General features: G+C 49.1%; 18 protein-coding genes. 12 read left to right on the forward strand and 6 right to left on the reverse strand.

What is annotated here, in order from left to right; all coding sequences use genetic code 11:
- The first annotated feature begins 130 nt into the window (after positions 1-130).
- From METMI_RS0106965 to tadA, 3 genes are all read left to right on the forward strand, one after another.
- The gene (locus METMI_RS0106965) at positions 131-526 is read left to right on the forward strand and encodes a glycine zipper family protein (protein ID WP_029151528.1); all 396 of its coding nucleotides are present in this window, start codon (positions 131-133) and stop codon (positions 524-526) included.
- Positions 527-692: 166 nt separating this feature from the next.
- On the forward strand, positions 693-2279 hold the full coding sequence (gene guaA / locus METMI_RS0106970) for a glutamine-hydrolyzing GMP synthase (protein ID WP_019865557.1): 1587 nt from the start codon (positions 693-695) through the stop codon (positions 2277-2279).
- Positions 2270-2752 carry a tRNA adenosine(34) deaminase TadA gene (tadA, locus tag METMI_RS0106975; protein ID WP_029151529.1) on the forward strand — a complete coding sequence of 161 codons (483 nt, stop codon included), beginning with the start codon at positions 2270-2272 and terminating at the stop codon, positions 2750-2752. Before guaA ends, tadA begins: the two co-directional genes overlap by 10 nt.
- 38 nt (positions 2753-2790) lie before the next feature.
- Here the strand turns inward: tadA and pgi are convergent, their stop codons facing one another.
- Positions 2791-4428: a glucose-6-phosphate isomerase gene (gene pgi, locus METMI_RS0106980; RefSeq protein WP_019865559.1), complete on the reverse strand. Its 1638-nt coding sequence runs from the start codon at positions 4426-4428 to the stop codon at positions 2791-2793.
- A 275-nt stretch (positions 4429-4703) separates the two neighbouring features.
- Here pgi and METMI_RS0106990 point away from each other — a divergent pair, with 275 nt between their 5' ends.
- The 5 genes from METMI_RS0106990 to METMI_RS0107010 all read left to right on the forward strand — a co-directional run bounded on the left by METMI_RS0106990 (position 4704) and on the right by METMI_RS0107010 (position 8109).
- Complete coding sequence (locus METMI_RS0106990) at positions 4704-5294, forward strand: hypothetical protein (RefSeq protein WP_019865561.1); 591 nt, start codon at positions 4704-4706, stop codon at positions 5292-5294.
- Between the two features lie 105 nt (positions 5295-5399).
- On the forward strand, positions 5400-6323 hold the full coding sequence (locus METMI_RS0106995) for a cupredoxin domain-containing protein (RefSeq protein WP_019865562.1): 924 nt from the start codon (positions 5400-5402) through the stop codon (positions 6321-6323).
- Between the two features lie 82 nt (positions 6324-6405).
- Complete coding sequence (locus METMI_RS0107000; protein WP_019865563.1) at positions 6406-6831, forward strand: YqaA family protein; 426 nt, start codon at positions 6406-6408, stop codon at positions 6829-6831.
- Between the two features lie 16 nt (positions 6832-6847).
- The gene (locus METMI_RS0107005) at positions 6848-7633 is read left to right on the forward strand and encodes a hypothetical protein (RefSeq protein WP_040572950.1); all 786 of its coding nucleotides are present in this window, start codon (positions 6848-6850) and stop codon (positions 7631-7633) included.
- A gap of 47 nt (positions 7634-7680) precedes the next feature.
- Positions 7681-8109 carry a desulfoferrodoxin family protein gene (locus METMI_RS0107010; RefSeq protein ID WP_019865565.1) on the forward strand — a complete coding sequence of 143 codons (429 nt, stop codon included), beginning with the start codon at positions 7681-7683 and terminating at the stop codon, positions 8107-8109.
- Positions 8110-8237: 128 nt separating this feature from the next.
- Here the strand turns inward: METMI_RS0107010 and METMI_RS0107015 are convergent, their stop codons facing one another.
- The 5 genes from METMI_RS0107015 to METMI_RS27765 form a co-directional block, all read right to left on the reverse strand.
- The gene (locus tag METMI_RS0107015) at positions 8238-9188 is read right to left on the reverse strand and encodes a glycosyltransferase family 9 protein (RefSeq protein ID WP_232215188.1); all 951 of its coding nucleotides are present in this window, start codon (positions 9186-9188) and stop codon (positions 8238-8240) included.
- A gap of 129 nt (positions 9189-9317) precedes the next feature.
- On the reverse strand, positions 9318-10334 hold the full coding sequence (locus tag METMI_RS0107020; protein ID WP_019865567.1) for a glycosyltransferase family 9 protein: 1017 nt from the start codon (positions 10332-10334) through the stop codon (positions 9318-9320).
- Between the two features lie 6 nt (positions 10335-10340).
- A complete protein-coding gene (locus METMI_RS23335; RefSeq protein WP_019865568.1) occupies positions 10341-11288 on the reverse strand; it encodes a glycosyltransferase family 2 protein in 948 nt (315 codons plus the stop codon).
- Between the two features lie 43 nt (positions 11289-11331).
- A complete protein-coding gene (locus tag METMI_RS23340) occupies positions 11332-12270 on the reverse strand; it encodes a glycosyltransferase family 2 protein (RefSeq protein ID WP_019865569.1) in 939 nt (312 codons plus the stop codon).
- A complete protein-coding gene (locus METMI_RS27765) occupies positions 12267-12905 on the reverse strand; it encodes a hypothetical protein (protein WP_232215189.1) in 639 nt (212 codons plus the stop codon). The genes METMI_RS23340 and METMI_RS27765 overlap by 4 nt, the downstream gene beginning before the upstream one ends.
- Positions 12906-13283: 378 nt before the next feature.
- Here METMI_RS27765 and METMI_RS0107040 point away from each other — a divergent pair, with 378 nt between their 5' ends.
- The 4 genes from METMI_RS0107040 (at position 13284) to pepN (ending at position 18026) form a co-directional block, all read left to right on the forward strand.
- Entirely contained in the window at positions 13284-14330 is a 1047-nt protein-coding gene (locus METMI_RS0107040; protein WP_232215190.1) for an O-antigen ligase family protein, read from the forward strand.
- 101 nt (positions 14331-14431) lie between these two features.
- On the forward strand, positions 14432-14959 hold the full coding sequence (gene moaB / locus METMI_RS0107045; protein ID WP_019865572.1) for a molybdenum cofactor biosynthesis protein B: 528 nt from the start codon (positions 14432-14434) through the stop codon (positions 14957-14959).
- A complete protein-coding gene (locus METMI_RS0107050) occupies positions 14959-15378 on the forward strand; it encodes a DUF423 domain-containing protein (protein WP_019865573.1) in 420 nt (139 codons plus the stop codon). The genes moaB and METMI_RS0107050 overlap by 1 nt, the downstream gene beginning before the upstream one ends.
- The gene (gene pepN, locus METMI_RS0107055) at positions 15378-18026 is read left to right on the forward strand and encodes an aminopeptidase N (protein WP_019865574.1); all 2649 of its coding nucleotides are present in this window, start codon (positions 15378-15380) and stop codon (positions 18024-18026) included. The genes METMI_RS0107050 and pepN overlap by 1 nt, the downstream gene beginning before the upstream one ends.
- Positions 18027-18329 lie beyond the last annotated feature (303 nt).

Here is an 18329-nt window from a genome sequence, read left to right on the forward strand (position 1 = left end):
AACTGTGTCCGATAAAATATCTCCCAAGTTCAGCTTATGATGGCAGGGATAACCTGATAAAATTCAGGTTTTATTCACGATGACTAAAATAAACTGGAACCGCTATTTAATTAACGATAAAGGAAATTATATGAAAAAATTATCAATCAATATTGCTTTTGCTGGAGTCCTGTTACTTTCAGGTTGTGCGAGCCAAACTGGCTGGACACCCACTGTTGACTCCTACAATGACCCCAATGCCTTCCGGATCAATCAAGATATGGCAGAGTGTAAGCAGCTGGCTTCCCAATCATCTGGTGGTACTGCAAAAGAGACGATGATAGGGGCGGGTGTAGGTGGTCTAGTCGGCGGTGCAGGTGGTGCAGTGGTTGGTGCCTTTACCGGAAACCCTGGCATGGGTGCGGCCATAGGCGCAGCGGCGGGTGGTTTGGGCGGCGCCGCCAAACAAGGATTTAGTGCGGAAGAGCGTTATAAAAATGCCTATAATAATTGCATGGGCGGTCGTGGGCATCACGTCATCCGCTAAGTCGCGTGGCGCAAGTTAGCGTAAAAACAAGATACAGGTTGTCCGGTTTTTGATGCTAGCGTGGTAACCATCACGAATTAATTGAGGGGGTTCTTGTGAACCCCTTTTTATTTACAGAACATTTACAAACAGCCCCCTCCCTAATCCAACCGAAACGAGTGCCACCGTGACGAGACCATCAACCGACATCCATGCCCACAAAATCCTGATCCTGGATTTTGGTTCCCAATATACCCAGCTGATTGCCCGCCGCATCCGTGAAATTGGCGTTTATTGCGAAATTTATTCTTGCGAATGTAGCGCTGCGGAAGTGCAAAATTTCGCCCCCAACGGCATTATCTTATCTGGTGGCCCGGAAACCGTCACTAGCGACGATACCCCCCGTGCCCCGGCTTGCGTTTTTGAACTGGGAGTGCCCGTGCTGGGCATCTGCTATGGTATGCAAACCATGGCGGAACAGTTGGGCGGGAAAGTTGAAAGTTCCAGCCACCGGGAATTTGGTTATGCGCAAATCCGTGCCCGTGGGCATTCCAAATTGCTCAATGGCATTGAAGACCATTTATCGCCTGAAGGCTATGGTTTGCTGGATGTCTGGATGAGCCACGGTGACCGCGTCACCGTACTGCCTGACGGGTTTATCATGATCGCCAGTTCCGAAGGGGCGCCCATAGCCGGCATCGCCCATGAAGACAAAGGTTTTTACGCGTTGCAGTTCCATCCGGAAGTTACCCACACCAGACAAGGCGGGCGTATCCTGTCGCGCTTTGTCTTGGACATTTGCGGCTGTGAAGCCTTATGGACAGCTGGCCATATCATTGATGACAGCATCCAGGCCGTCCGTGCCAAAGTTGGCAGCGATGCGGTGATTTTGGGTTTGTCGGGCGGGGTCGATTCCTCGGTCGTCGCGGCCCTGCTGCATAACGCCATCGGTACGCAACTCACATGCGTGTTTGTCGATACGGGCCTGTTGCGCTTGCACGAAGGCGACCAGGTCATGGCCATTTTTGCCGAACATTTGGGCGTGAAAGTCATCCGCGTCAATGCCGAAGCGCGTTATTTGGCGGCGTTGGCGGGCGTGGCCGACCCTGAGCAAAAACGTAAAATCATCGGTAACTTGTTTATTGAAATTTTCGACGAGGAGGCGGCCAAATTGACCGATGCCCGGTGGTTGGCCCAAGGCACGATTTACCCCGATGTCATTGAATCGGCCGGGGCGAAAAGCGGCAAGGCGCATTTGATCAAATCCCACCACAATGTCGGCGGTTTGCCGGACAACATGGCCTTAAAACTGGTCGAGCCATTGCGCGAACTTTTTAAGGACGAAGTCAGAAAAATTGGTTTGGAATTGGGCTTGCCCGCTGAAATGGTCTTCCGCCATCCCTTCCCGGGCCCTGGTTTGGGTGTGCGGATTTTAGGCGAAGTCAAAAAAGAATATGCGGATCTGCTGCGTCAGGCCGATGCGATATTTATTGAAGAGCTGTACCGCCATGATCTGTACGACAAAGTCAGCCAGGCATTTGCGGTGTTCCTGCCCGTCAAGTCGGTTGGGGTCATGGGGGATGGCCGGCGTTATGATTATGTGGTCGCCATCCGTGCTGTGGAGACGATTGATTTTATGACGGCGCGTTGGGCGCACTTGCCTTATGACTTTTTGGATTTGATTTCCCGCCGTATCATTAACGAAGTCGCGGGCATCTCCCGCGTGACTTACGATATCTCCGGCAAGCCACCTGCGACCATTGAATGGGAATAAGCCTATCCCGCCCTCCATTTGCAAAGGAGGACGATGAGGCTTGGATGCGCCATGCCATCCGTTTGGCCCAACGTGCGCAAGACCAAGGCGAAGTGCCCGTCGGTGCGGTGGTGGTCAAGGAAGGCCACTGTGTCGCAGAAGGTTGGAATACCCCGATAGCCCGCCATGACCCCACCGCCCACGCGGAAATCATAGCCTTACGCGAAGCGGGCTTAACCTTGCAAAACTACCGCCTGATGGGCGCAACCCTTTACGTTACCTTGGAGCCCTGCGTCATGTGCATGGGCGCGATCAGCCATGCGCGGATCGGGCGGCTGGTGTTCGGCGCGTTTGACCCTAAGCGCGGCGCCGTCTGCCATGCTTTGTCTTTGGCTGACGCCGCATTTTTGAACCACCGCGTCGACTGGCAAGGTGGGGTGCTGGAGGAGGCTTGCGGGGAATTATTGCGGGATTTTTTTCGGGCTAGACGCTGACGCATGGCGTTTCGGCAATGCGCCAGTTTCCGGGTCAATTACGAAGATTTCAAACGTTTATATGCGTTAATCAAAGCATTGGTAGAGCTATCATGGCTGCTGATGACTTCGTCATTTTGCAGTTCCGGCAAAATGGCTTTGGCCAAAACTTTGCCTAATTCCACGCCCATTTGGTCAAAGGAATTGATGTTCCAGATGATACCCTGGACAAAAATTTTATGTTCGTAAAACGCCAGTAACGAGCCCAATGTTTTGGGGGTCATTTTTTTGCATAAAAATGAATTGGAGGGTTTGTTGCCTGCAAAGACTTTTGATGCAACCAAGACGTGGTCTTCGCATTCGGCAGGCGTCAACTCCCGTTTGACTTCTTCGATAGTCCTTCCTTTCATCAAGGCTTCCGGTTGGGCGAGGAAATTGGACACCAGAATGTCGTGGTGCTCCGGCAAGTTATAATGGCTGTTGGCGGCGACCAAAAAATCACAAGGGATCAATTTGGTGCCTTGGTGGATAAGTTGGAAAAACGCATGTTGGCCGTTTGTGCCTGGCTGTCCCCAGATAATCGGGCCGGTGCTGTAATCCACTTTTTCGCCATCCATGGTGATGCTTTTGCCGTTGCTTTCCATGTCGCCTTGTTGGAAATAATCGGCGAAATAACGCATGGACTGGTCATAGGGCAGTAAGGCGTGGGAATCGGCATCGAAAAAATTGTTATACCAAACTCCCAGCAAGGCCATGATAACCGGAATGTTTTGTTCAAAAGGTGTGGTGCGGAAGTGTTGGTCAACCTCATGCGCGCCTACGAGCAAAGCCTCAAAATTATCCATGCCGATATATAAGGCAATGGATAATCCCACGGCTGACCACAGCGAGAAACGTCCGCCCACCCAGTCCCAAAACTCGAACATATTTTCGGTATCTATGCCAAATGCGGCAACGTTTTCGGCGTGGGTGGAAATGGCCACGAAATGTTTGGCGACGGCGTTAGGGTCTTGTGCTTTTGCCAGAAACCAGTTTTTTGCGGATTTGGCGTTCATCATCGTTTCTTGGGTGTTAAATATTTTTGAAGCGATAATGAACAAAGTGGTTTCAGGGTCGAGCGGCTTCAGTTTTTCGACAATATCGGTCTGGTCTATATTAGAAACATAATGGACTTTTAAGGCGCTTGAGCTGTACGGGGTCAAGGTCATCGAGACCATTTTTGGGCCAAGGCCGGAGCCGCCTATGCCAATATTGACCACGTCGGTGATGGTTTTGCCAGTGTAGCCTTTCCAGCCGCCAGAGCGCACGGCATCACAAAATACGCGCATTTTTGCCAACACCCGGTTGACATCCGGCATCACGTCTTTGCCGTCAACATAAACAGGTTTATTGCTACGGTTGCGTAAAGCCGTATGCAAGACGGCGCGGCGTTCAGTGGTGTTGATGGCTTCGCCTGAGAACATGGCGTTGATTTTGGCTTCCAGCCCGACATGTTTTGCCAAATCAATCAGCAGCGGCAGGGTCTCATCATTAATGCGGTTTTTTGAGTAATCAAAAAGGATGTCGTTGAAAGTCAGTGAGAATTTGTTATGGCGTTGGGGATCCTGTTCAAAAGCATCGCGTAGGGCAAAATTGTGAATCCGTTGATAATGGTCTTGCAATGCAGACCAAGCTTTTGAAGTAGTCAATGATGACATGTGCTGGAGGCTCCGTTTAAATGAGAATGGCTTAAGTCTACGAAAAGGCAGAAAGTATAGCAACACAACTGTGGCGGCATAGCGATTTGCTTATAGGATATTTAATGGTAAGCTTGCTGTTATCGAAGCCTTTATTTGCGGGGCTTGATATGCTAGAGTTCATAGTTGATCAGGTAATAATACAACAAATGTAAGGTTATTTCTGGTTGGCTCATGCGTTAAAGAGCAATAAATGTTTATATAATAATTACTATTTATCAAGACGGGAAGGCATTATGAAAACTGCACATATTTTTAAAAAAGGTTGTTTGGTACTGTTAGGGTTGTTTTTTTCAGCTACATTATGGGCGCATGGCGGGGCTGCGGGTACGGATACTGACCAATGTAAATTTGAATTGGAGCCTTCGCATTGGATCCATTACACCGCTTACCAACCGGTGGCCTATTCAGCCGAAGAGTTTTGCGGCAGCCTTCCTGGAACTAACACCCGCACCCAATTAGTGTTCGACTATCAGGACATGCGTTATAGGAACATGACGGTCGAATTTGAAGTGACCAAAGAGCCAGAAGGCACCCGCGTGTTCTTCCTGCCAGCGGCAAAACATAAAGCCGGCACAGTCAATCTTGATTTGCCTAACGGTGTGCCCGAAGCCGGTAAATATTTGATCCATATTACACTGGTTCCTGATCAAGGTGAAAGGCTTGATGCGCACATGAGCTTTAAAGCCGGTGGTGGCGTCGCTGTGAGCAAAAATAACATCCTGTTGTATGTGTTTTTCGCCCTTGCTGGCTTATATGTGTTGTACCTATCACATGCGGGCTTCAAAAGTAAAATCGACGAAATTATTGTTAAAGTTAAAAAATAGCAGCGGCTTGCCCAAGTTTAAGCGGCGTATGGGCTATCAGCCCGATAAATATCAGCTGAAGCGATTTTTATCGGGTTGGTTTTCAATATAAGAAGGAGACAATGAATGGTGAAATTCTTTTCGGCGGGCCTGCTTATGGTTCTTTTTTCTGCATCCGTGGCGGCTGTAGATTATCAGGAGCATGACGGCATGCTTATGAACCATGGTGATGGTCATTTGATGGATATGGCTGGTGGCATGGTCATGGGACAAAATGCGGATGTGTTGCCTGGTGGTTGCGATGGCATCTCCGAAACTAAGGAAATCACTGTTCATGCCGGTCATAAGTATGCTGAAAAATTTCCTGGACGGATGTTCGCTTTTGACACCCAGGAATTTAACTTTAAGCCTTGCACAAAATTGACCGTGCATTTTGTTAATGAAGATAAGATACGCCATCAATGGATGATGCATGGCCTGCCTAAGTATCTTTATCCTAAAGGTATGTTCCATCTGGAAATTTCTGGCCCCGCCAAGATCTCCGGCACGCTGATTTTGCCCCCTGGCGACAAAACGTATCTGGTGCATTGCGATATTGCCCAGCACATGGAAAAAGGCATGAAAGCCCAGCTTAAAGTGGGTAAAGGGGACGGGGACTTGCCGAGCATCCCAGGCATCACAGCAAATGTAGTCGCCGATGACTACAATGTCGGCTTGCCGGAGTTGCTCGCCACCGCCGCTGCAGAAGAGAAAGCCGAGGCCAAAAAAGCGTTTGAGGCGCCTGTAGTTGCAGAAGCGGTTAAGCCAGCCAGCAAGCCCGCCCCCCAAGAACCAGAAGGCTTTATTACCGGTACGACCGTTATTGGATTGGCCTTAGGTTTGTTGCTTGCGCCCTACTTGGCGCGTAAGTTCAAGGGCATGACAGCATCGGAAATTATCGCCACAATTTTTGAAGGCATAAGCATGGTGGTTGACCGTGTTGTTAAGTTGGTTTCATCTTTATTAAAATTGGCGCTAAACAATAAAAACAAAATCTTGCCTAAAAGTTAAATAAAATCGTCGAAGAATCCCCGTGCATAAAAAACACGGGGTTTTTTTTGGGTAAATGGCGGCATAGCCTGTGGGGGAATAAATGCTGGGGAGCCTAACGGGATTGTCAGGGCTGTTTGTCAGCGCTTTTGTTTCATCTACCGTTGCCCCTGGTGGTTCGGAAGTGGTTCTGGCCTATTTGGCCAATCAAGGCCAGTATCCGATAGGGCAATTGCTTGTCGTCGCAACAATCGGTAACACCTTGGGGGCGATGACAACTTGGGGTTTGGGCGCGTTGGCGGCCAAAAAATTTCCCGCCGCCACGCTTTTGCCAACAAACAAACAAAAAGCGTTGGCTATCGTCAAAAAAACAGGTGTATGGATGCTATTGTTTTCCTGGCTTCCCGTGATTGGCGACGCGCTGTGCTTTGCTGGCGGCTGGTTAAGGCTGGCGTTTTGGCCCGCGTGCCTGCTGATCATGCTCGGAAAACTGGGCAGATATGCGGCCATTGCATGGGCATTCAATTAACAGAACAGAGGTGATTGTGGTACGGCATTTTCCTGAAGTGAATAAAGTTTATCTACATAAAAAAAGGGATTATTTCATTGCGGCCTTTACTTTTTTTTGCGTCGCCGTTTGCCTGGTCAGTGATGCGAATGCCGATATGGCAAAACAAAATGCCTTGGGTGTTTGTGGTTGGGTATTTTTGATTGGGCTGTTGTTAGGCGAAACTAAAGATGTCCGTGTACAAGTCCTTATCGCTGTCATGTTCGCCACCATCGGGGAGCACTTTGCGTCGCCTTTCATGGGGGGGTACACCTACCGTTTTGGCAACGTGCCGGCCTATGTGCCGCCAGGCCACGGCATGGTTTATCTGACCGCCGTCGCTTTGGCGCGTTCCGGTTTGTTCCTTAACCATGCCAGGCAAATCGCCGCTTTTGTGGTCGTCGCCTGTGGGCTTTGGTCATTATGGGGCATCAGCGGCATACCGGCGCAAGGTGACTATGTTGGCGCGTTGCTGTTTGTGGTATTTTTGGCTTACCTTTTCAAAGGCCGTTCGCCGATGGTCTATCTGGCGGCATTTTTTATCACCACTTGGCTGGAATTGATCGGCACGGCGGTTGGGACTTGGAAATGGGCCGCAATTGACCCTGTCTTACATTTGCCACAAGGCAACCCGCCTAGCGGGGTTGCGGCTTGGTACTGTTTAGTTGATGCCGTTGCCATGGGTGGTGCGCCGCAGGCCATGAGGCTAGTAGGCACGGTGCGTGATTATCTGAAATCCCAAAAAATCCGGAAAAATGTTTATCAGGGTGCGGGCAGCGATTGACTTGCATCGAAAATTAACAATCCCATCATCAAAAATAAGGAAAAGGTATGAAACGTCGTGATTTTATCCAATTAAGCGCAGCAGGTTTGGCCACCAGTCTAGTTGTGCCTGCAATTGCGCAAGCCGAAAGTGAAAAACACCCCGCCGCCACTGCGGACATCTACTACACTAAGGATTCTTTAGGGCGGTGGAGCGGTAAGGCCGCAACACATTTGCCTCATATCGAAGCCAGTAAGGCCGATGGCAAGATTACCGTCAAGGTCGTCACCCCGCATGAGATGAAAGGCTACGAGCATTACATCGTCAAGCATGTGCTGTTGGACAAAAACCATCAGTTCATCGCCGAAAAAATGTTTAACCCTCTGGAAGATAAAACTCCTGTGTCTACATTCACCTTGGATGCCTATAGCGGCACCTTGTACGCCTTGAGCATGTGCAACAAGCATGATTTGTGGTTGAGTTCGGCCGAGGTGTGAGGTATCAATAAACTGCTAATTACGCGGTTTCCAGCAGCATCCCCAGAAAAACCCTGTGATTGGCAGTGTGCGTTGGCTAGATTGTAAAGTGCGTAGCGCTAGCCATCCCTGTTGTAAGCCGGAAAGGTTCATAAATCCCCGCCTTCGGCGCTTTCGTCGAACCAACTGATAATCTGTGCCTTGACATGTTGGGGGCTGATGGCCAGGATGCAGGGGCATGGAGTAAGGCTTTTGTCCCCACGGCAATCAGTCGAGCTGTATAGCGTGGTTGCAGAACGCCCAATAGGCGCCCATCTTTTATTAACCGTTGGTTTAGATTGGTACAACCCTAGCGTATGCAAGCCCAATGCCGCCGCCAAGTGTAGCGGGCCAGTGCTGCCCGCAACCAAGCCATCGCATGCGGGCATAAAGGTTATCAATTCATCCAGCGTCAACTGTCCAACCGCATCAAGGACATCCCCCGTTGAATCAACAAGGTTTAGTAGGGGTTGGAGATAGGCTTTTTCAGCTAAGGTGCCAGTAACGATCCACTGGAACCGGTCGCGGTCAAATGAACTGACGAGTTCGGCATAAGCGGCCAAAGGCCATTGGTGGGCTTGGGACGTTATCAAAGAAGGGTGCAGGATAATGCGGTGCCTTGAAAAATCGAGCCCTATTTTTTCTGCGAGCCCGGTCGGGTCTTTTTGGGAAAAGCGGACGATATTTACTAAAGCCTGTCCGTTGCAAACGCCGATGCCCAGTGGTTTTAAATATTCCAGATCGAGCAGGCGTTTGTTTAAGCCTTTATCCGCCCGCGAAATGGCGACATTGTGGGTGCAAAGCCACCAGTTATAGTGACGGTATATCGACCCGATGCGGATGGGGATTCCTGCTGATTTCGCAGCCAAACCGAGCTGTTTTGAGGTGTTTGCCTGGATGAAAACGTCAATATTTAGGCTTTTTAAAAGCGCGGCTAATTGCCCGGAGTTCTCCGGCATCGAATAAACTTCATCGACATCCAGGCAGCGTTTGGCAGCATCGGCCGCTTTGGGATGGGTTAAAAATAAAACCTTACTATCAGGGTAGCGCTGCTTGATCATACCCGCCATAGGCAGGCTGATTATCAAATCACCAAGATGCGAAGTTTTTGCAATTAAGATTCGTTGAAAAGAAATGGCTGTTTTCACTGAAAATTGCACTGGGTCAGAGAGCTTTGCCGGTAGCTGTTTTTAATGGACGAAAATATCATCATATAGCGTGTCCAAGTAAGCTTTTATTTCAATAGGCTGGATCGCCTGTGTGCAAGGGCAGGAGGTTTTGTCCACCCGGCAATCATTGCAGGTTTTGTTGAGCACAAAAACTTTCACATGTTCCCCTATCGGTTGCCAGCGTCCGGGATGGATGGGCCGCATAGGCTGGTAAATGCCCAAGGCGTGTTTCTGTAGTGCGGCGGCGATATGTAAAGGCCCGGTGCTGCAGGCGACCAGCCCGTCACAGGCGGCAATAAAAGGGATGAACTCAGGGAGCGTCATTAAGCCGCTGATGTCGGTGACCCGTTCACCCACGGCCTCCAGCAAAGGTTGTAAACCGGCTTTTTCATTAGCCGTGCCCGATATAAAAATTTGAAACTTTTCGGTGTCCAGCAGCTTAATCAAGCTTACATAATGGTTCAGATCCCACTCCCTGGCACTGCCACGCGATTTAGGGTGCAGGATGATTTTGAACTTGTCGGCCTGCAATAAGGTGGCGAATTGTGGCGGCAAAACAGACAGGTTGCTCATATCTGTCAATTCTGCGATTTCCGGCAATGAAAAATCGTGGTCTATTCCAAATGGCTTCAGCAGCTTTAGGTTTAATTGCGCCTCATGCAAATGCGAGCGGTTCCGGCTTAGTTTGACCAGCTTGTTGCAGGTCAGCCAATGGAACCAGCGGTTAGTCGTGCCAATGCGTAAAGGGATCTGTAATTCTTTGGCCCGTTTGGCGATTTCGGCCCTAGGCAGGATGTGTAACAGGCACTGTGGCGGTTCTCCAGCCAAAGTGACTGGCTGGTTCAAGAATTCTTCTTTATCAACAAAAACGTCAATATACGGGCAAGATTCGATAATGGCTTTGGTGTAAGCGGTGCCAATAAAGCCGACCGTCATCTCGGGAAAATGTTGCTTTATGACGGCGGCTACAGGGAGTGTCAGGACGACGTCACCTAAGCTGTCAGTACGGCTGATGAGGATATTAGTGGGTGCTTTCATAAAGTATCAGATCATTTTAAAAAAAACTTTAACGCAGTGGAGCCGCCGTTTTAATTCAGTATGACGATACTTTTTATGCAGCAAAATTTTATTACGGTGTTGGAAAAATAGGCGCATTCTTAAAAAGTTATTGCTTAATGAGTAATTTTCATGGCTTTTGTATAGTTGGTCAATGACTTGTTTTTCAGGCAAATGGCCGGGGCATTTATCATACAGGGTTTTCAAGCGTTGTCGGGCATTCGCTATGTGTTCTTGTTTCGTCCTTTTCTTTCCGGCCAGTTTTTTTCTAGTTTTCTTATCGAGTGCGTTGGTTAAATTAGCGTCATGAAGGCGATACTGCACCAGCACTTCATCAACAAATTTTACCGAACTATCAAGTGTGGCAACAAACCCTAGCCAATTGTCATGTGAAAAAATGACGGGGAAGGGCACCGCTGCCAGAGCCAGTTTTTTTGTCATGAGGATGGCATGCCCTAGTGCTGATATGCCCACTTCGATATACATAAGGGGGCTATCAAAGTCTGTCAGGGTTTTAATGTCGCTCATTTTTTTTCCGAGCAATCGCCCCCCGCCATCTATAAGCTCAGAATCACAATACGCGATGGCGTGGTCGCCTATATGCTTGACCAAAACTTCGATTTTAGTCGGCAGCCAGATATCATCTTGGTCACAGGGTGCAATATAGTCACCGTTGGCCAATAAAAAACCTTTTTCAAAGTTTTTGACATGGCCTAAGTTTTGCCCATTTATGACCACCGTGAAATTGCTATGTTTGGCGGCATACTGGTTGAGTAAGGCTACCGTATTGTCAGCGGATCCGTCATCAAGGGCAATGATTTCAATATTTTTGTAAGTTTGCCGTAATATGCTGTCCAGTTGGTCTTGTAAAAAACGTCCTCCGTTATAGGTTGTCAAAACGACTGATACTAAAGGGTTATTTGTAGTGGTGTCCATAATTGCCGTTCAATGCGGCTGAAAATATTGGCGGATAGGGTGCTTAAATTATTTTAAAAAAAACTTTTAAGCAGTATAGCCAGCGCCTTAGCTCGTTACGCTTTTTATGCATCAGGATTTCTTTGCGGTATTTAAAAAAAAGGCGGGTGCGGGCCAGGTTATTTGCAAGCGAATAATTGAGATAACTTTTACATAGGTCTTTAAAAAACTGCTTTTCCTCAATCAGATGGTCTGGGCATTTGTCATGGAACAATTGTATCCGTTGCCTTGCCTTTTGTAGCTGTTGTTGGGATGTCGCTTTTAACCTGTTTTTTTTGGCGTCTTTTTTAAGGAACGCCCCATAGACATTGTTTTCATGCCGCCGGTACAGCACCAATACTTCATTGACAAATTTGAGCGAACTATTGAAAGTGGCGACAAAACCCAACCAATTGTCGTGGGACATGAGTGTAGGGAAAGGCATCGCCTCGAGCGCAACTTGTTTTTTTATGAGCATGGCATGGCTCGGTGCTGACGCGCCCACCGTATACATGATCGGCGTGTTGAAATCGGCAAGCGTCTTGGTGTCGCTCATACTTTTGCCGATAATCCCCCCCGAGCTGTTTATAAAAGCAGAATTGCAATAAGCTATCGCATGGTCACCGATGCTTGCCATTAAGGTTTCGATTTTGCTAGGCAACCAAATATCGTCCTGGTCGCAAGGGGCAATATAATCACCTGCCGCCAGCAAGAAACCTTTTTCAAAGTTCTTCTGGTAGCCTAGGTTTTGCCCGTTCCTAACAACGGTAAAATTGGCATGCCGGGCGGCATAATCGTTAAGTATTGACAGTGTGTTGTCTGTAGAGCAATCATCAACAGCGATGATTTCAATATTTTTGTAGGTTTGTTGGATGACACTGTCAAGTTGCTCGTTTAAGAAACGTTCGCCATTATAAGTTGCGATAACTATCGACACTAAAGGGGTATTTAAAATCGCGTTCATAGTGCAATGCTATTAGTGGATAGCCAGAATGGCTTTTCAGCTTTTAGTCCCCAAAGGAGATAGCCCAAACGGTGGGGATTAATCATCCGTCCTTCTAAATTACAGGGGGATTTGGCGGTTGATTTTTCTGCGGTGGGCGTGGTTTTAAGGGCAACAGCTCCAACGTGTGGCTTTTCAAATGTTCCTTTAAACCCGTACCTGGCGGCAAAGGGGGCGTCGCCACAAAAATATCCATGTGTCCCTTGGGTGATGGGATTGGCATGTGCCGGGACTTGAAATGCCGACGTAGCAGGATAATTTGTCCTTACCGCATAAAAAGTCCCATTAGGCTTAACCCCCCGCCAAATTTCATCATCCGTTAACTCTACAGAAGGTAATCTAGTTTTGCCCGTATCCAGTAGCAGCAATTGCCGGGGCGTCTGTCCGATAAAATCGGATGCGCGGGCACTATCAAAATAATTGCCTTCAAACGGAAGGGCGTTTATGAGCGGGTTAGCTTGGACATAAGTGACGCCCCCGGTAACATGATAGCCTCGGTCGGCACCATATGGCCCTTCATGATGATATGGGTTTCGGGGGCCGCCATTGCAACCTAAACCTGGCGGCCTTCTGTTTCTTGTTTCAGCCATGGGCAATATGCGATTTAAATAAGTGGGTTAACTTGCCGTTGAAAAAAGCCAATTGTCATTGAATTGAATTATTATATAGCGCCAACTTGGCCGGGAAGCAGTTTTCCAATAAAGGCTTAGGTTTTTATAGAGAGCCTTACGGCTATAAAATTTACCGTTTTTCCACAATCAACCACAATTGTTGCCATCACTTGGGTATCTGAAGGTTAAAGCTGAATGCAGACAGGTATAGTAATTAAAAGCGAGTATTTTCTGTTTGCCTTGTTTGTTATTTCAATTTATTTTTCCACAAGCCTTTCGACAATTCTATCAGTTTTCATTGGCTTACAGTGGCTATTTTCTGGCCGGTTCATGGCATTGCCCCGTGTGTTGAGGTGCTGCCCCGTGGCTTTATGGGCATTGTTGCTGTTTGGTTCTTTTATTGTGGGTTTGACGTATAACAGCGCGACCCTTCAAGAGGGGCTGGCCATGGTCAATAAATACAGGGAGTTGTTTTTTATCCCCGTGTTAATGGGCTTTGTAAGCACGGAACGTTTCCGTTATTGGTTATGGAATGCCTTTATTATTGCATCCATTGCCACTTTGTTGGGTTCGTCCTTGATGGATGCGGGGGTTCTTGAACTGAATAAACTTGGTGACCCGTGCTTTAAAAGCCGCATTACCCATAGTATTTTTATCGCTTTTTTTGCTTTTTTCTGCGCCCATAAGGCTTTCCAGGAGCAGCGTTACCGTCCGTTGTATCTAATTGCCATGGCGTTTTGCCTTTATAATTTGTTTTTTGTCGTCCAAGGGCGTACAGGGCAATTGGTTATCATTGGACTGGCGCTATTGTTTGCCTGGCAAAGGTTTAGTGGCAAAGGCCGTCTATTGGCAATTGTGGTGATCGCCTCGCTATTGGCGTTGTTCGTTAACTTCTCTGATAAAACCAGTCGCCTGAAAGAAGGCATTGAAAATACCCAAGCCTATTTAAAACCGGTTCCTGAACAGGTCGATTCTTCTATGGGCTTGCGCTATGGTTTTTGGAAAAACTCCCTCATCCTGATGTCCGGAAAACCGTTGTTGGGTTATGGTACCGGCAGCTTTACGAAAGAATACCAGCATCTTGTTGGTGACAAGGAGTTTGCGACGACCAACCCCCACAATGAATTTTTGATGATAGGCGTCCAATTGGGCGTGTTGGGGGTGCTGGTTTACGTGGGGTTTCTTTGGAGCCAGTTCCAATGTGCCAGACAATTGGCCAAACCTGAGAAATGGCTGGCGCAAGGGTTATTGCTCTGTTTGTTGATCACCAGCGTTTTTAATAGCCCCTTCCTAGACCATGCCGAAGGGCATTGGTTTGCCGTTTTGATCGCGTTGTGTTTTGCGCCCATTTATAAGCCTGGCGTCCCGCCAGGTAAAGATAGCCCGCCAATTTCAAGGCCAGGCCTGTGATCGGCACTAAAAATATGCATAAGCTACCTAAGCCTTGGGTGGATAATGGCGGCCAATAGGGCTTCCCCTTAAATTTAGTTATTGCCTGATTTGAGAAACAAATGAGCATGGATTCCGAAAAACATTTTATCCCGTTAAACATCGCAATCCTGGTGGTGTCGGACACGCGCACCGAGCAGGATGACGTCTCTGGTAAGGCCTTGGTGGAGCTGGCGATACTGGCTGGCCACAGGGTCATCGAAAAGGCCATCGTCCCGGACAACATCTATCAAATCCGTGCCGCCGTTTCCAATTGGGTGGTTGATGACGGCGTCAATGTCATTATCAGCACAGGCGGTACGGGCGTGACCGGGCGCGATGGCACACCTGAAGCGGTTTTGCCTTTGTTAGATAAGGTCTTGGACGGTTTCGGCGAAACCTTCAGGATGCTTTCATATCAGGACATTAAAACCTCAACTATCCAATCACGGGCGATTGCAGGGGTGGCTAACGGCACCTATATCTTTTGCTTGCCCGGTTCTTCAGGTGCTTGCCGCACGGCTTGGGACGGCTTGATAAAAGACCAGCTCGACCACCGCACCCGTCCCTGCAATCTGGTGCAACTGATGCCACGTTTAAAGGAAAGATAATGCCTTCTGTTTTTTTATTCCTCGGTGCATTTAGCGCGTTCTTGGGCGTCGCTTGTGGCGCCTTCGGGGCGCACGGTTTAAAAGCCGTCATCAGCCCCGAACTCCTTGCCGTCTATCAGACGGGCGTGAATTACCAAATGTGGCACGCACTGGGTTTGGTCGCCATCGGTTTGCTCCGCCAACAATGCCCCGGTTCCAAATTATTAATTTGGTCCGGATGGCTAATGTTTGTTGGCATTTTGATATTTTCGGGTAGCTTATATCTATTGGCGGTGCTGGATGAAAAAGCGCTTGGCATAGTGACGCCCTTTGGTGGGATTTGTTTTCTCGTCGCTTGGCTATTGCTGGCATTATCCGCCCTAAAAAAACCACAACCAGGCACTTCCGCTACTTCAAAGAAACACAGCAGGTATCACTAATGCGCGACGCGAGCCCCCAAACCACTTATTTAAAAGATTACACCGTCCCTGAATATCTTATCCACAGCGTTGCATTGAATTTTGTTTTGGACGAAGAAAACACGCTGGTGACTTCGCGCCTTACCCTGAGCCGTAATCCGGCGAGCAGGTCGATGGAAACGGATTTGGTGCTGACGGGTGAAAATTTGCTTTTGCGACGGATAGTCCTGAATGACGATACGGAACTGACGGATAAGGATTATCAAAAGACCTTGGATTCCTTGACGGTTTACAACGTGCCGCAACAGCAACCGTTTGTCTTGACGATAGAAAACACCATCAACCCCAAAATCAACACGGCGCTGGAAGGGCTATACCTGTCCAACGGCATGTTATGCACGCAATGCGAAGCCGAAGGGTTCCGCAAAATCACCTATTTCCTTGACCGTCCCGACGTGATGGCAAAATTCACCACCACGCTGGTGGCGGATAAAGGCCGCTATCCGGTGCTGCTCTCCAATGGCAATAAAATTGCCCAAGGCGAATTGCCCGGCAACCAACATTGGGTGAGCTGGGAAGACCCGTTCAGCAAGCCATGTTATTTGTTTGCGCTGGTTGCCGGACAATTGGAGTGCCTCGAAGATAAATTCACCACCCAATCGGGCCGTGACATCAGCTTGCAGATTTTTGTCGAGCCGCATGATCTGGACAAATGCGCCCACGCCATGCAGTCGCTGCAAAACGCCATGCGCTGGGACGAAGAAGTTTACGGCTGCGAATACGATTTGGATTTGTACATGATCGTTGCGGTCAGCCATTTCAATATGGGCGCTATGGAAAACAAAGGCCTGAACGTGTTCAACACCAAGTTTGTACTGGCCCGACCCGACACCGCCACCGATTCCGATTATGAGCATATCGAAGGCGTGATCGCCCACGAATATTTCCACAACTGGACCGGCAACCGCATCACCTGCCGTGACTGGTTCCAGCTTAGCCTGAAAGAAGGCTTCACGGTGTTCCGCGACCAAGAGTTCACCGGTGACCGCACCTCCAAAGCCGTCAAACGCATTGAAGATGTCAACATGCTGCGCACCCGCCAGTTCGCCGAAGACGCCGGCCCCTTGGCGCATCCGATCCGCCCCGATGCGTATATTGAAATCAATAACTTTTACACGCTGACGGTCTACGAAAAAGGTGCGGAAGTGGTGCGCATGATCCACACCTTGCTGGGTGCGGAAGGCTTCCGCAAAGGCAGTGACTTGTATTTTGCCCGCCATGACGGCCAAGCGGTGACTTGCGAGGATTTCGTCAAGGCTATGGAAGCGGCGAACAATGTCGATTTAAGCCAATTCCGCCGTTGGTACAGCCAAGCCGGAACCCCGGTGTTGACGATCAGCCATACTTATAATGCCGCCGGGCAAACCTTGACGTTGACCATCAAGCAACATTGCCCGCCCACGCCGGGCCAAGCCGTGAAAGAACCGCTGCATATTCCGGTTAAGGTGGGGCTGATTTACCCTGCCGGCTCAGTCGCGCCCTGCCAATTAGAAGGCGGTGCGGCTGCGGATGAAGTGATTTTGGAACTCACCCAAGCCGAACAAGACTTTGTCTTTACAGGCTTAACAGCCGCCCCTGCCATTTCGGTGTTGCGCGGTTTCTCCGCACCCGTCAAACTGGTCATGGAACGCAGTCTTGAAGAGCTGGCGTTTTTGTTAAGCCATGACAGCGACACCTTCAACCGCTGGGAAGCAGGGCAGCAATTGGTCGGGCAGGTCATCACCGGGCTGGTTGCCGATGTCCAAAACAACCGCGAGTTGCGTTTAGACCCGATCATCATCGACGCTTTTAGGCAAGTGCTTGCCCAGCCGTGGGAGGATTTGTCGTATTTCTCGCTGTTGCTAAGCTTGCCGTCCGAGACTTATCTGGCGGAACAAATGGAAGTCATTGATGTGGTCGCCATCCACAAAGCGCGTGAATTCGTCAAACTCACATTGGCCGAAAACCTGCAAAACGCCTTGCAAACCCTGTATCTGAACAACCACCGCGATGAGTCGGGCCAGTTTGATGCGGGCGCGATAGGCCGCAGACGCATCAAAAATACCTGCCTAAGTTATCTGTGTGCTTTGGATGATCTGGCGATCAAAAACTGGGCGCACCAACAATTTAAGACCGCCAAAAACATGACCGACCAAATGGCGGCCTTAAGCGTGATGGTCAACAATCCGCACTACGCCAGAAAGCAATGCCTTACGGATTTTTACCAACAATGGCAACACGAAGCCTTGGTCATCGACAAATGGTTCGCCTTGCAAGCGTCCAGTCCGGCTCCTGACACGTTCGCCACTGTACAAGCGCTCATGGCACATCCGGCCTTTGATTTAGGCACCCCCAACCGTGTACGGGCCTTGGTCGGCGCGTTCAGCCAGGCCAATCCCTTGCATTTCCATGCCGCCAATGGCCAAGGCTATCAATTCCTTGCTGACCAGATCATTGCCTTGAACACGCTCAACCCACAAGTCGCCTCACGCATGATCAGCGCGTTGACCTCTTGGCGACGTTACGATGCAGGCCGCCAAGCCTTGATGACCGCGCAATTGGAGCGCATTATGTCCACCGAAGCGGTTTCTAAAGATGTTTATGAGATTGCCAGTAAGAGTTTGGCTTAGGCTAAGGTAGGCCCGAAGACCAAAAGTATGGATAAGGACGCCCGCGCATCGTGCAGGGCGGACGGTTTCCGATAAATGGCGTCATGTGCCGTGACGCCTATCCCCGCTGCCCATTCCGTAATGTTTTTAGTGCCTCTTAGGTGGCCCAAAACGTTACGGATGGGGTTTCAAACCCCATCCCGCCTTCATCTATACAACGTTAAAATTTAAGCCATTGATATTTTATTGATTTTATATGTGCTTGCCCTGGTGCTTTTGCAAACTGACGTCTCCAAGTCCCCTAGGCATTTCAATTTGAGGGCC

The organism is Methylovulum miyakonense HT12 (assembly GCF_000384075.1).
GTDB classification, from domain to species: domain Bacteria; phylum Pseudomonadota; class Gammaproteobacteria; order Methylococcales; family Methylomonadaceae; genus Methylovulum; species Methylovulum miyakonense.

What these genes read in the sequence shown, in the direction of transcription:
- METMI_RS0106965 (WP_029151528.1), top strand. Translation starts at nt 131, where the DNA reads ATGAAAAAATTATCAATCAATATTGCTTTTGCTGGAGTCCTGTTACTT.
- tadA (WP_029151529.1), top strand. Translation starts at nt 2,270, where the DNA reads ATGGGAATAAGCCTATCCCGCCCTCCATTTGCAAAGGAGGACGATGAG.
- pgi (WP_019865559.1), bottom strand. Translation starts at nt 4,428, where the DNA reads ATGTCATCATTGACTACTTCAAAAGCTTGGTCTGCATTGCAAGACCAT.
- METMI_RS0106990 (WP_019865561.1), top strand. Translation starts at nt 4,704, where the DNA reads ATGAAAACTGCACATATTTTTAAAAAAGGTTGTTTGGTACTGTTAGGG.
- METMI_RS0106995 (WP_019865562.1), top strand. Translation starts at nt 5,400, where the DNA reads ATGGTGAAATTCTTTTCGGCGGGCCTGCTTATGGTTCTTTTTTCTGCA.
- METMI_RS0107000 (WP_019865563.1), top strand. Translation starts at nt 6,406, where the DNA reads ATGCTGGGGAGCCTAACGGGATTGTCAGGGCTGTTTGTCAGCGCTTTT.
- METMI_RS0107010 (WP_019865565.1), top strand. Translation starts at nt 7,681, where the DNA reads ATGAAACGTCGTGATTTTATCCAATTAAGCGCAGCAGGTTTGGCCACC.
- METMI_RS0107015 (WP_232215188.1), bottom strand. Translation starts at nt 9,188, where the DNA reads ATGATCAAGCAGCGCTACCCTGATAGTAAGGTTTTATTTTTAACCCAT.
- METMI_RS0107020 (WP_019865567.1), bottom strand. Translation starts at nt 10,334, where the DNA reads ATGAAAGCACCCACTAATATCCTCATCAGCCGTACTGACAGCTTAGGT.
- METMI_RS23335 (WP_019865568.1), bottom strand. Translation starts at nt 11,288, where the DNA reads ATGGACACCACTACAAATAACCCTTTAGTATCAGTCGTTTTGACAACC.
- METMI_RS23340 (WP_019865569.1), bottom strand. Translation starts at nt 12,270, where the DNA reads ATGAACGCGATTTTAAATACCCCTTTAGTGTCGATAGTTATCGCAACT.
- moaB (WP_019865572.1), top strand. Translation starts at nt 14,432, where the DNA reads ATGAGCATGGATTCCGAAAAACATTTTATCCCGTTAAACATCGCAATC.
- METMI_RS0107050 (WP_019865573.1), top strand. Translation starts at nt 14,959, where the DNA reads ATGCCTTCTGTTTTTTTATTCCTCGGTGCATTTAGCGCGTTCTTGGGC.
- pepN (WP_019865574.1), top strand. Translation starts at nt 15,378, where the DNA reads ATGCGCGACGCGAGCCCCCAAACCACTTATTTAAAAGATTACACCGTC.